10 protein-coding genes are annotated in these 13583 nt (G+C 54.6%); 7 read left to right on the plus strand and 3 right to left on the minus strand.

Going from position 1 to position 13583, the window contains the following annotated elements:
- Window positions 1-55: 55 nt before the first annotated feature.
- Window positions 56-1621: a murein biosynthesis integral membrane protein MurJ gene (gene murJ, locus QTO31_RS02415; protein ID WP_031457961.1), complete on the plus strand. Its 1566-nt coding sequence runs from the start codon at window positions 56-58 to the stop codon at window positions 1619-1621.
- Between the two features lie 85 nt (window positions 1622-1706).
- Here murJ and QTO31_RS02420 read toward each other — a convergent pair whose 3' ends face one another.
- Window positions 1707-3191, minus strand: coding sequence for a phytoene desaturase (locus QTO31_RS02420; RefSeq protein WP_031457962.1), 1485 nt, complete (start codon window positions 3189-3191; stop codon window positions 1707-1709).
- A 744-nt stretch (window positions 3192-3935) separates the two neighbouring features.
- On the opposite strand from QTO31_RS02420, the gene QTO31_RS02425 reads away from it, so the two are divergent.
- The 6 genes from QTO31_RS02425 to QTO31_RS02450 all read left to right on the plus strand — a co-directional run bounded on the left by QTO31_RS02425 (window position 3936) and on the right by QTO31_RS02450 (window position 9587).
- Entirely contained in the window at window positions 3936-4598 is a 663-nt protein-coding gene (locus QTO31_RS02425) for an SCO family protein (protein WP_031457963.1), read from the plus strand.
- 14 nt (window positions 4599-4612) lie between these two features.
- On the plus strand, window positions 4613-4774 hold the full coding sequence (locus tag QTO31_RS02430) for a hypothetical protein (protein ID WP_152555975.1): 162 nt from the start codon (window positions 4613-4615) through the stop codon (window positions 4772-4774).
- Window positions 4771-5259, plus strand: coding sequence for a cytochrome c oxidase subunit II (locus tag QTO31_RS02435; RefSeq protein ID WP_031457964.1), 489 nt, complete (start codon window positions 4771-4773; stop codon window positions 5257-5259). Before QTO31_RS02430 ends, QTO31_RS02435 begins: the two co-directional genes overlap by 4 nt.
- A gap of 39 nt (window positions 5260-5298) precedes the next feature.
- The gene (locus QTO31_RS02440) at window positions 5299-6978 is read left to right on the plus strand and encodes a cbb3-type cytochrome c oxidase subunit I (RefSeq protein ID WP_031457965.1); all 1680 of its coding nucleotides are present in this window, start codon (window positions 5299-5301) and stop codon (window positions 6976-6978) included.
- 472 nt (window positions 6979-7450) lie between these two features.
- On the plus strand, window positions 7451-8467 hold the full coding sequence (locus tag QTO31_RS02445; RefSeq protein ID WP_031457966.1) for an ABC transporter ATP-binding protein: 1017 nt from the start codon (window positions 7451-7453) through the stop codon (window positions 8465-8467).
- Between the two features lie 16 nt (window positions 8468-8483).
- Window positions 8484-9587 (plus strand): ABC transporter ATP-binding protein, encoded by a 1104-nt coding sequence (locus tag QTO31_RS02450; protein ID WP_031457967.1) that lies wholly within the window; start codon window positions 8484-8486, stop codon window positions 9585-9587.
- 137 nt (window positions 9588-9724) lie between these two features.
- Here QTO31_RS02450 and QTO31_RS02455 read toward each other — a convergent pair whose 3' ends face one another.
- Both QTO31_RS02455 and QTO31_RS02460 read right to left on the minus strand, forming a co-directional pair.
- The gene (locus QTO31_RS02455) at window positions 9725-12769 is read right to left on the minus strand and encodes an ATP-binding protein (protein ID WP_301427984.1); all 3045 of its coding nucleotides are present in this window, start codon (window positions 12767-12769) and stop codon (window positions 9725-9727) included.
- Window positions 12766-13455: a phosphoribosyltransferase gene (locus tag QTO31_RS02460; protein ID WP_031457969.1), complete on the minus strand. Its 690-nt coding sequence runs from the start codon at window positions 13453-13455 to the stop codon at window positions 12766-12768. The genes QTO31_RS02455 and QTO31_RS02460 overlap by 4 nt, the downstream gene beginning before the upstream one ends.
- Between the last annotated feature and the right edge of the window lie 128 nt (window positions 13456-13583).

Consider the following 13583-nt stretch of genomic DNA (forward strand, 5'->3'; position numbering starts at 1 on the left):
CGGCGAGCGCTTGCTCGCCGCGCTAATTGTGAAGTATAGCATAGGAATGCCAACCGTGCAACTAAGCTCTATCCTACGACGCCTGAGCACACAACGCTATAGCCTGATCGTCATGGCTGGATTCATCTTGAGTCGGTTGACGGGGCTCATCCGCGATATTGTTGCCTCTTACTATTTTGGCACCTCAGCCGAGATGGCCGCTTACGGAGCTGCTATCAGCACTGTCGATCTGTTGTATCTGGTCATTATTGGCGGGGCGCTCGGCAGTAGCTTTATCCCGGTCTTTATCGAACTGTGGGAACGAGAACATCCAACACGAGCATGGGACCTGACCGGTGCTGTGGTCACGTGGGCGCTGATTGCTTTAGGCATCGCCAGTATGGTACTCTTTGCCGTTGCGCCCTGGCTGGTACCAATGCTGTACGGCGGTGAAGGTTTCTCGGCGGCAACGCTTGATCTGATCATTGCCCTCACCCGACTGTTCCTGCTCTCACCGTTACTGCTGGGATTAGGAGGTTTGGCAATGGCGATCCTTAATGCCCGCGATCGCTTTACGATGCCGGCCATAGCGCCTAGCATTTACAACCTTGGGATCACCGGTGGCGCCCTGCTGGCGCCCTGGCTAGGCATCTGGGGTATGGCCTGGGGTGTCGTCATCGGCGCAGCAGGATACTTGCTGATCCAGATCCCAGTCCTTATGCAGTTGGGGATGCGCCTACGGCCACATTTAGGGCGTAATCTGCCCGAACTTGTGAAAGTAGCGCAGGCGATGGGTCCAAGAGTGATCGGACAGGCTGCAGCGCATCTAAGTATCGTAGCCACGTTGGTCCTGGCAAGCCGTTTACCTGATGGAGACGCCAAACTGGCTGGATTACGCTGGGCATATCAGTTGATGTTGCTACCATACGGCATCTTTGCACTTAGCCTGAGCACCGTGGCCTTCCCTCGTCTAGCCCGCCTGGTAGCAGATCAACAGTTCAGTGCCCTGATCGATGATGTACGATCAACGCTGGAACGTATTCTCTGGCTCACCTTGCCGGCAACCGTTGGTCTGCTCACCCTTGGCCCAGCACTGGCACGACTACTCTTTGAACGGGGGGCATTTGACACGATTTCGCTGAGTTATACAGCGGCTGCCCTCACCGGATATGCGTGTGCCTTACCGGCCTTTGCCGCTTCCGAGATTCTGATCCGTACCTTTTATGCGATGCAGCGCACCTGGCCTCCAGTATTAATTGGATTGGCGCAAGTAGCAATGAACATCGGGTTAGGTGTGGTATTGCTTGCCGGTGGCGGTGACATCGGCGGTCTGGCGATTGCCTTCAGCATTGCGAATTCGGCCGAGGCGTTGTTGCTGGCGATAGTGCTCGGTCGGATGCTGCCGGGTATCTGGCAGGCGCCGGGGCTATGGCAGCGCGTGCTCTATGCGCTCGTAGCCAGTATCGTCATCGGGCTGGGCTGGTGGTATGGGCGCGAGTTTATTCCCGGTGCTACACCTTCGGCTGTCTACCACTGGCCAGATGATCTGATCAGTTTACTCGTCGGTTTGGTGGGATTGGGAGGTATTGGTATCGCGTTTTACGTGTTGTTCCATGAGGTAGGGAAGAGACGAGATAAGTAAGCAGCGTTTACTCGCTATACAGAGGGTATAGAACAGGAGCACGCGAGTGAGGCAGCAGTAAAATTACTGCCCCACTACGATAGGCTTACGAGTGTTCCTGACCCACAAGGTTGGCAACAATCGCACCTGAAGCAATTACACCGGGTAAGCCAGCACCAGGATGGGTACCGGCGCCGACCAGGTAGAGATTATCAATGTCCTCCGAGCGGTTGTGCGGACGGAACCACGCCGATTGCGTTAAGAGTGGCTGGATAGAGAACCCTGCCCCCAGATAGCTATTTAGTGCATCACGGTAATACCTCGGATCGACCATATGTTCAACCACGATATGACGCCGGAGACCAGGCATATAATGCTCTTCGAGGAAGGTTAAAATCGCTTCACGCAGGCGCGGCCCGGCTACCGACCAATCGATTGGTGCAGCCAGATTGGGAACCGGCGTCAGGACGTAAAGAGCCTCGTGCCCAGGCGGCGCCAGCGTCGGATCATTGTGCGACGGACGGTGCAGATAGAGCGAGAAATCGTCGGCTAATCGCTTGCGGTTGAAAATATCGTCGAGCAGGCCTTTGTAGCGTTCGCTAAAGATGATGTTGTGCTGGACCAACCGACCATCGTCATAGCGGCGATTAATGCCCAGGTAAATCACCGCCAGCGACATACTGTAGCGCATCCGGCGTAGCCGACGGTCAGTTTGCACTTTACGGTACCGTGGTGGGATCAACGCCATGTAGGTTTGTGGCACATCGGCGTTCGATACCACTACATCGGCAGGGAACATCCGCCCGTCTTGGGTACGTACAGCTCGTGCTCGACGGCCGTCAATCACGATTTCAACTGCTTTGGTGTTCAATTCGAGACGACCACCCAATTCGGTGAAGAGCTGCACCATTGCCTTTACGATTGAGCCAGTGCCACCGCGTGCGTGATAGACCCCCCAACGTCGTTCGAGATAATGTACCATGGCATAGATCGACGTGGCATCAAAGGGATTACCACCGATAAACAACGGATGGAATGAGAAACAACGGCGGAGAAAATCATCTTGGAAAAACTGGGAAACGAAGCGGTATACACTCTGATGCGATTTGAGCCGGATCAAATCGGGGGTAACGCGCAGCATATCGCTAAAGTGAAGAAAGGGCTTGTCAATCAAACTGAAACCCTTTTCAAAGATAGGTCGCGTACTGGCAATAAAACGGCGATACCCCTCAACATCGGCGGGATTCCACTGCCGAATCTGATCGAGTAAAGCCTGCTCATCTTCACCGTATTCGAGATAGCGCCCCTCGTGATTAAACAGGCGATAGAATGGCCGACATGGTTCGAGGGTGAAATAATCTTCACGACGCTTACCGGCCAACTGCCAGAGTTCATCAAACATAAACGGGGCGGTAATGACGGTCGGACCACTATCAAATGTATAACCTTTGGTCTGATACACGTAAGCCCGACCACCAGGACGATCACGCTGCTCGAGAATTGTTACTTCATGGCCCTGAGCTGCCAGGCGAATCGCAGCACTCAAACCTCCAAAGCCACTCCCAATCACAACAATCTTTTTTTGCGTCATATCACTTCCTTCTAGCCGATTACTGGCGTGCCGGAACGCCGTACAGAGACCGGCCATACCGATTGTAACGATGTGAAACGGTATGTACAGAGAGAGCTTATTCGTTCTGAGTAGAGAGACAACAACTGAGGAGCAAATGGTAGCGCGTTTCAACAGGCTTCTCCAATGGGAGCGAAAGGGGCAAACGGTAACAGGACTGAAAAATGCAGCTCACCGCACGCCAGCACAGAACGTTTGCACAACGATGACTTTTCCATATTGCAAATACGCAGTCTGCTCTGGTGTTCACCCGACGATCGTTACGGAAGGAACAGGTGTCAAACCTGTGTCCCAAGGTGTGCTGAACGCGAGCGACACAGGCAACTGCCAGGCAGGAAACTCTCAGAGTGTGTCTGAAAAATGTTGAGTTATGTACAACACTGAGACTTGATTTCAGCAAGCCAATCATTCCGTCAATCCCTGGCAAGGGCACCAGATACATTTCAGACACTCTCTCAGATACGCCCGCTACGGGCTACGTGTTCTCAGACCTGGGATCGAGTCACACTTCATTCCTCACATATTGATGTAGCCAACACGAGCTTTCGAGAAAAGGAATTACTAGTACATCGTATGTGCATTCACTGTGAATACAGACACAAATTGTTGCAAGACTACAACTGTTTGTTATAACCGCTTTACTCCGCAAGGGAAAAGAGGCGGGTATACTCGGTTTGCAAGCAATAGAGCTAGACAGGTCACCGCATGCGCCTGGGAATAGCACTCATTTCAACAGTACTGGTTGGTCTGCTCACAACGATGCTCTGGTTTGTCATTGCCCGACCGGTCAAGGTATTGCCGCGTGGTGAACAGTTTCCACCATTCGCGCTTACCGACCAGCGGGGCAGCCGTTTGCTCGACAGTGATCTACGCGGGCGTATGGTATTCGTGAGCCTGATGCACCGGCGATGCGGGGAGGAATGTGCAGAGCAGACCCGACGTCTGCTTGAGCTACGTAAGGTACTTCAAAGCAGTGGTCGATTGGGGAGTGAGGTCATTTTCCTGACTATCACGCTCGATCCTGTTCACGACACACCCGCCGACCTGTCGGCACTGGCCGGCGAACTGGGGGTTGACCCGCAGAGCTGGCGATTTGTTACTGGTGATCCCCGCGAAATCAAAATGATCGTCGGTGGTGGGCTGGGGGTGTACTACACCGAACCTGACGAGAACGGCAAACTGTACGCCGAACGGCGCACATTTCTGATTGATCCCAGTGGGGTGATCCGCACCTCGTACCCAGCCGAAGGTCCACCCCTGGAGATTGCACTCCGTGACATCGACCTGATCGCACGTGAGATGAGTAGCCAGGGAGCGATGCGGTTCGTGTACGAAGCGTCTCATCTATTTGTGTGTTATCCGGAATAGAAGAGGAGGACAGGATGTCAAGCTATCGCCGCCCATCGGAAGACGAGCATGATGACGATCATGAGCCACCACGTGGCGCACTGATGATCACGCTCGGTTTCTTGCTCGCCCTGAGTATCTTGTGGATGCAGGTGTATCTGACCTTGTTGAACAACGGAGGGATACCAGCGTCATGAAAGACAAAAAGTTTATCAGCTACCTCTTCGAGGTAGCCTGGATTCTGCCCAGTGTTGCCATCCCTGTCTCGATGATGGTAGCCATCTTAGTTACCGCCTTTGCAGTTGGGGTTCGAGTACCGACGTCAGCCGGCCGGGTGAGTATCAGTGCGGTAGTGGCAGGTACTGATTCCACCTTCAGTCAGACCGGTTTACGTGAGATTGCGCCTGGGCGTTATGAGGCCATCATGCTGGCGCAAACGTTTATGTTTGTTCCCAATACGATAGAAATTCCGGCCGGATCTAAGGTCACATTCGTCTTGACCAGCAAAGATGTAATCCATGGCTTCAAGATCGAAGGTGTCCCTGTCAATGTGATGGTCATTCCAGGCCAGGTTTCGCGTGTAACAGCCACCTTCGACAAGCCCGGTGAATATCTGATTGTCTGCCATGAATACTGCGGCGCCGGTCATCATGTGATGTTCGGCAAGGTTATTGTGAACTGAGCATACGACTTGCTCGGCTGGAATAAAGGAGAGAGTTGCATGGCCAGTATTGCAGCACGTGCCCGCCCGTTAGCAATCAGCGCTGATTTAAGCGTCGAGCGCAAACTTGCCGGGATTAACATTTTTATCGCCCTTGCCGCACTGGCAGTAGGCGGATTGATGGGTGTATTGCAAATTTTGCGCTACAACGGGCTTGATCTCTACACACCGGCAAAACCACTCTTGCCCGGGGGCTATTATCAGGGCCTGACCGTGCATGGGGTGCTCAACGTTCTCGTCTTCACCACTTTTTACATTATTGGCTTTCTAACGTACATTTTTGCCAAGGCTCTCAATCGGCCATTGGCCAGTAGTCGGCTGGCGTGGGCCACGCTCTGGGTGATGGTTAGCGGTCTGTTGCTAGCCGCCATCCCGTTGCTCACCAACAACGCTACCGTGATGTTCACCTTTTACCCACCATTGAAAGCCGACTCACTCTTCTACATTGGGTTGACAATGGTGGTCGCCGGGACGTGGCTCTTGTTGGTGAACATGATCCTGACTCGGAATGCCTGGCTGGCCGATAATCCCGGTCAACGCACGCCGCTGCCAGCGTTTATGGCCATCGTCACCATGCTGATGTGGACGATCGCGACCATTGGTGTAGCCAGCGAAATGATCTTCCTGGTTATTCCATGGTCACTGGGCCTGGTAGGAGGGACCGATCCAGTATTAGCCCGTACCCTCTTCTGGTTTACCGGACACCCGATTGTCTACTTTTGGTTACTGCCAGCCTACATCTCGTGGTACACATTGGTTCCGGCCCAAGCTGGAGGTAAGCTGTTCAGCGACCCTATGGCACGGGTTTCGTTCATCCTTTTCCTGATTCTGTCAATCCCGATTGGGATGCACCATCAGGTGACCGACCCCGGTATTTCGGAGATGTGGAAACTAGTACACGCTGTCTTTACCTTCGGGGTCTTCTTCCCCAGTCTGCTGACCTTCTTTAACGTCGTGGCCTCACTCGAGTATGCCGGGCGTCGGAATGGCGGTGAAGGCTGGCTGGCCTGGATTTTCAACCTGCCATGGGGGAAACCGGAAATCTCGGCCCAGCTCGTGGCCATGATGCTCTTTGCCTTTGGGGGAATTAGCGGTCTGGTTAACGCTTCGTACAACGTCAACCTGGTTGTACACAATACTTCATGGATTTCGGGGCACTTCCATCTAACGGTCGGAACAGCAGTTGCACTGAGCTTTATGGGCATCACATACTGGCTGGTCCCCCATCTGACCGGACGTGCGCTCTGGAGTAGGAGCCTTGGCGTAGCGCAAGCCTGGCTATGGTTCGTTGGCATGGGTCTCTTCTCGCACTTCATGCATGAGCTGGGATTGCGTGGAATGCCACGTCGTTCCGACATTGGCGGTGCGCCTTACGTGCAAGATGAATGGCGCTTCTTCCTCTTCTTCGCCATGATTGGGGGTCTGATCATGTTTGTAAGCGCCATCTTCTACTACCTCAACATGATCATGACCCTGACAAGAGGCAAGAAGCTAGCCGAAGTGCCCGATATTACCTTCGCCCGTGCTCTTTCTGGACCCGAAGACGCACCGAAGGTTCTTGATCGCCTACTGGTGTGGGTGGCAGTCGCCGCTGTCTTGATCTTGATCAACTATCTACCGACAATTATTGATATTATCAGCACGGCAACCTTTGATATTCCGGGCCGACGTGTCTGGTAATTGGGTGAGTATTCCTCACTGTGCCCCAGGCTCCCTTTCTCTCAATCTAAGAGAGGAAGGGAGCGTTTATGGGGTGAAACCCACCCTTACAAGAGAGAAAAGAGAAATGAAGGAAGGGGTGAGCGGATCAGGGCTGGTCGCACACCACGTTCGGAACAGAAAGCTATTCAGTGCCTATCCGGCATACCCTGTCGCAGCAGCAGATCGTTGGGGCACAGCAGTACTGCGCCCGTACAGCTATCAGGTGTCATCTGCCGTACCGTGAGACGATTGCTCTTTCCTCTGCCCTTCATACCTCACCACTGCCAAAGAGGAGGCACCTGTTGACAACGCCGTGAACGTTGCCCCCTCCCTTGACACTAACTGATTTTTTGTGGTACTATCCTCAATATCCGCGTCATAGCAAGGTAAATCACATTTTCTTGCTGACATCAGCGTGATGTACAGAGTGGTACAGTAAAGGATCGGTCTTATGGCCCCGTTGCTTGAAGTGCGTGACCTGCGCACCTACTTTTATACCCAGGATGGCATCGTCAAAGCGGTTGACGGTGTTTCTTTTTATGTCAATCGTGGTGAGACACTCGGTATCGTCGGCGAGTCGGGGTGTGGCAAATCGGTGACCTCCCTCTCGATCATGCGGTTGATCCCCAATCCGCCAGGCAAGATCGTCGGCGGGCAAATTTTGTTTGATGGTGAAGACCTGCTCCAGGCCAGTGAAGAAGAGATGCGGCATATTCGCGGGAATCGGATTGCGATGATTTTTCAAGACCCTATGACATCGCTCAATCCGGTTTTGACGATTGGCCGCCAGATTACCGAATCGCTTGAATTACATCTGAAGCTGAGTAAAAAAGAGGCCCGCGATCGCGCCATCGAGCTGCTTGACATGGTTGGGATCCCCTCCCCCAGTAAACGACTTGATAACTATCCTCACCAGTTTTCGGGCGGGATGCGCCAACGAGTCATGATCGCGATGGCCCTTTCGTGTAACCCCGAACTACTGATTGCCGATGAGCCAACGACAGCCCTCGATGTCACCATTCAGGCCCAGATTCTTGAGCTGATCAATCGCTTGCGTGAAGAGCTTGAAACCGCAGTGATCTTGATCACCCACGACCTTGGTGTTGTTGCCGGTATGACTGATCGGGTGACGGTCATGTATGCCGGTAAAGTTGTTGAAGAAGGTCCAACAAGTGAGATTTTCGCCAATCCACGTATGCCGTATACGATTGGATTGCTCCGTTCCATCCCAAGACTCGATGAAGAACGTGGTCGACGCCTGACCCCGATTCGTGGCCTGCCACCGAATTTGATCGATCTGCCGCCGATTTGTCCTTTTAGTCCGCGTTGTGACTACGCTCGCGAAGAATGTCTGAGCAGTGTGCCCGAACTGCGGAGCGTTGGCAACGATCATCGGGCAGCGTGTCATTTCGAGATTACGCTGGATACACCTGTTCCAAGACAAGCGACCACCGATGTTGCAGCTTGAGTAGATGAGGCAAAGCATGACAACAGGAACATCACCATCAGGCGAACATCTCATCGAAGTCAAAAATTTACGGATGTATTTCCCGGTCACCCGCGGAATCATTTTTCAACGGCGGGTTGGTACGGTGAAGGCGGTTGATGGGGTCAGTTTTAGCATTAAACGTGGTGAAACGCTCGGCCTGGTCGGTGAATCTGGTTGTGGGAAGAGCACGACTGGACGAGCAATTCTGCAACTGTACCGACCAACTGACGGTCAGGTGCTATTTGAGGGGATTGACCTCACGAAGCTGAGAGGGAATGCTCTGCGCCAGATGCGGCGGCGAGTGCAGATGATCTTTCAAGACCCGTATGCCTCACTCAACCCGCGAATGACGGTGGGTGATATTATTGCCGAACCAATTCGTGTCCATAAACTACGTGAGGGGCGGGCAGTCCGTGAACGGGTCGAAGAACTGTTACACCTGGTTGGTCTTAATCCAGCTTTTGCCAACCGTTACCCGCACGAATTTTCGGGTGGTCAGCGGCAACGCATCGGTATCGCCCGTGCCCTGGCCGTTGAACCAGATTTCGTCGTGTGCGATGAGCCAGTATCGGCGCTCGATGTCTCAATTCAGGCGCAGGTAGTTAACTTGCTTGAAGAATTGCAGGATAAACTTGGCCTGACGTACCTCTTTATTGCCCACGATCTGAGTGTTGTCAACCATATCTCGGATCGGGTTGCAGTAATGTATCTCGGCAAGATTGTCGAGTTGGCCGAAGGGCCAAAGCTCTATTCAATGCCGCTGCACCCTTATACCCAGGCCTTGCTCTCGGCAGTCCCCATTCCTGATCCTAAAGTAGAAAAGCAGCGCCGACGGATCATTCTTGAAGGTGATGTACCGAGTCCACTCAATCCGCCATCAGGTTGCCATTTCCACACCCGATGCCCGATCGCTATTCAGAAGTGCAAGGAAGAAGAGCCGCCATTTGTCGATTATGGCGATGGGCATTTTGCCGCTTGCTGGCGTGCCCGCGAGAGCATCACGTTGATGCCAGAAATAGCCCGCAAGCAGGCAGAGGCAGTAGCAGCACGAATCGCTGCTGAGGCAGAACGGGTGAAGAGTGTTTCACACGAGCACTAAGAGCCTATCCGGAATACCTTGTCGCAGAAGAAGATTCGGTTGGGGCGCAGCGGCGCTGCGCCCGTACACTTATCAGGTTTCATTCGCTGTACGGTGAGACAATTATTCGGATAGGCTCTAAACAGAGCATTCACCGATCAACGTATCGCAATTTCACGATCGGTGAACGCTGACCGCAGCCGCTCAATCTCAGCTAACAACAGGCGACGACCACCGATTTCAGCAATCTCGTGCGCCTCGGCGAGCAGGGTACGCGCTTCCCCTGCTGGTAAGAGAGGCGCAAGCCAGATACGAATCTGGGCCGCCAGATGGCGTGCCCCCAGCGTATCGGCTTGGGCCAGTGCCGAAGAGAGATAGTGAACGGCACAGGTCGTTTCGCCACGGCGCAACGCTACCAGCCCCAAATTCGCGGTGATACCGGCAATCCGCTCGGGAATACCCAACTGCGTGGCAAGCGTTAATCCCTGCTGAAATCGTGCAGCGGCAGTTGTCACATCATCCTGCGCCAGCGCCACTTCACCGGCAGTCGAAAGGAGATAGGGCTGCAACGACAGTGCTCCCCATTCCTCTGCCAACGCTAGCGCCTCGGTAATCATCGCCGCAGCCATCTCAATTTCACCGCGTAACAACCGGTGATACGCCTGATTATTGCGCGATAAGATCCGCCAGGTCATTGCCTGCGTACCAGCTTCATCGGCAATGCGGCAGGCCTGCTCGTAGCGGGCAATCGCCGTGTCGAGATCACCCTGCTGCGCCGCAACGTTCCCCAACTCGAAATTAACGTGGGCCAGTGCCGCCCCATCAGTGACGGCGTGGGTGCGGAGTATCTGTTCGGCCTGAAACAACCGCATAGCAGCCGCAGCCAGATCGGCACCTTCAAGCGAGAGTGCCGTTCCCCAGAGAAAGAGAGCGGTTGCCTGCGCGGACGGATCGGCGGCAGAGTCAAGCTGACTGACCAGTTCGATCACTTCGGCATAGCGACCTTGAGGGATCAGTGCCCGTGCCAGCGCCAGTCGGGCAACGAGCGCATCGTTTGGCATCTGCGCGGCTGCCATTGCATCACGAAAGGCCTCGGCTGCCGCAGCTGCTGCTCCGGATTGCAGCCGTGCATCACCCAGTTTTATCAAAACGGCTGCACGTTGATTCACCGGTACGCCCATCAGGGCCTGATGGTAGAACTCAGCCGCCTCCGACCACGCAGCTACTGATGCGGCACGCTCTGCTGCACGAAGTGCATAACCGGCTGCACGTTCTCGCCAACCGCCTTTGGTAAAATGAAGGGCAATTTGACCAGCGACATCATCAATCTGCTCGCGGTAGAGCACTTCAAGTGCTTCACCGATGCGCCGATGCAACATCTGCCGGCGCAGTCCTCCGCCATCACGACGCACAATCTCCATTGTCAAGCTATGCTCGAAACGGTATCGACCATCTGCAAGCGGAACAATCAGTCGGGCTACCAGCAATTCATCGAGCGCAGCGAGTGCAGCGTCGTCGGACAGAGCGGCTGCCCTGGCAACAACGCCAAATTCAAACTCACGCCCAACCAGGACGGCTGCATCAAGAACACGCCGTGCTGCTTCCGAAAGTCGGCTCAGACGAGTTTCAATCAGGTTAGAGACCGTCTGCGGTACGATCGGTTGCGCCGATAATGTGCTGATGTTGACCATCCCGTTATCGGTGAGCCAACCGGCAGTGCGGGCATGACGAATGAGTTCGACGATAATGTAGGGGTTGCCTTCGGCGCTCTGCTCGAGCCAATCGGCCAACGGGTGCGCGAACGGTTCACTCAGATGACGAGCGATTACCAACACGGCTGTTTGGTCAAGACGATTAATCGGTAAGCGAAACAGCCGTTCTTCGCGTACCAGCGAGCGGATGAGACTAGCGAGCGCGCTCCGTGGTTCAGGTGGACAACTGGTGGACACTACCAAGAGATCAACATCGGCACTCCGTCGCAAGAGATACCCTAACAGACCAAGCGTACTGACATCAGCCCATTGCAGATCGTCGAACAAAAACCTTACAGGAGTATGGCGAGCCAGTTCAAGCAACAGACGGGTCACTGCTTCCCAGAGGCGGGCCTCATCGGGGAAACCAGCCGGTGGTGGGGCCAGATCGGGTAGTAAGCGGCCCAATTCATGCCACCAGATCGGCGCAAGCTGTAATTGCGAACGCAGAAGCGGCCAGTCAGGGCGGCTGATCAGATCGTGTAATGCGTTCCTGATCGGCAAATAGGGCAGATGTTGTTCCAGCTCACGGGCAGCGCCAATCATCACCAAGCCACCCCGTCGTGTGAAAAACTCCTCTGCCAGCCGTGTCTTACCGATCCCGGGGACACCTTCGATGAGCACCAACCGGCCAGGACGTGCTTCTGAGTGCAACGTTGCCAATTCAAGCTCCCGACCGGTGAAAGGGAATGAGCCATTGGTCAAGGACGGACGCAGCCGCATCGGTATCGTCGGCGACGTAGCGAGTGAATCGGTAATAACGGCATCGTACAGAGCCTGGGTTTCGCGCATAGGTGGCACGCCCAACTCTTGATCGAGCAGATCGCGCAAGCGCTCGAAACGACGGATAGCCCCTACGCGATCACCGCTCAGGTACGCCAGACGCATCGCATCGCGCTGCACATCTTCTTGGAGCGGATCGATCTTGAGCACCTGATCGAGCGCGGCCAGTGCTGGCACCATATCACCCTGCTGTTCATACAAGCGAGCCAGCCGCAACCAACCGCGGGCAAGCAACGCTCGTGTTCGTTCACGCTCAGCCTCTAGCCAGAGCTGAAACGGCTCACAATCGGGGAGCGCAAAGCCCGCCAGGAACTCCACATCGCCAGTAGGCAACGCATTCAAGAGCATCGCTGCATCGACCTGTGCAGCGGCGACCAGGGTTTGTAAATGACGCACATCTACCACTGCCTCAAGTGCCAGCCACTCTTCGTCGGTAACTAAACCTTCCCGCAATACCCGCCGGATATCATACAGCGTTGAACGCAACATCTGCTGTGCTGCTCCCCGTTCGTGATCGGGCCAGAGGAGTGACAAAACCTGTTCGCGTGATACCGGACGGGTGTGCGTAGCGAGGTAGTAAAACAATGCCCGACTACGCCGACGTGGCAGCGAGATTGGTTGATCGTTAACGACAATTCGCGGCGAACCAAGTAGACAAACCGTGATCATGCTCCCTCGTGATCGGACACAGCACCTGCCGGTTGCGCAGCTTGTAACAATTCTCGCACCTCATCATCGGTGGTCTGGCGAAAATCGTCGTACCAGTAGCTAAGGGCGTAAAACGGTTCAACCGTCCACACTGCCACTACATCATCGGCCACCGAACGTACCATGCGCACTCCTTCTTTGCTAGCTACAGGCACCGCAACCGTAATCCACCGTGGTTGGTGCAACCGCACACAATCAACTGCTGCGTGCATGGTAGCACCGGTTGCCAGACCATCGTCAATGATAATAACCGTCTTATCGCGCAGTTCAGGTGGTGGACGCTGACCACGGTAGGTTTGAGCACGACGGGCGATCTCCAACTGTTCGCGAGCAGCTACCTCTTCAATCACCTGGGGCGCGATACACAAATCGGCGATAATCTCGTGGTTGAGCACCCGTACCCCACCTTCAGCAATCGCTCCCATCGCTAGCTCAACCTGACCAGGCACACCGAGTTTGCGCACGAGCAAAACATCGAGTGGTGCCGACAACGCCTTCGCCACTTCATAAGCAACTGGCACACCGCCTCGGGGCAAAGCCAAAATCTGCAATCCAGGACGTTCGGCATAGTGGCTCAGACTCCAGGCCAGTGCCTTTCCGGCTGCACGACGGTCGGCAAAGCGACGTAAACCTACCGGTATTGGCATAGCCGCCTCCTGCTGTAACTTCCAGATACAACATCGTGCTATCTCCGCCACGACACACCCGCTCACACCTACGACAATGATAGCACGCCAGTCATTGCCCAACAATACAAAACATTGACGATAACGCC

The organism is Chloroflexus sp. MS-CIW-1, assembly GCF_030444705.1.
Lineage (GTDB): Bacteria > Chloroflexota > Chloroflexia > Chloroflexales > Chloroflexaceae > Chloroflexus.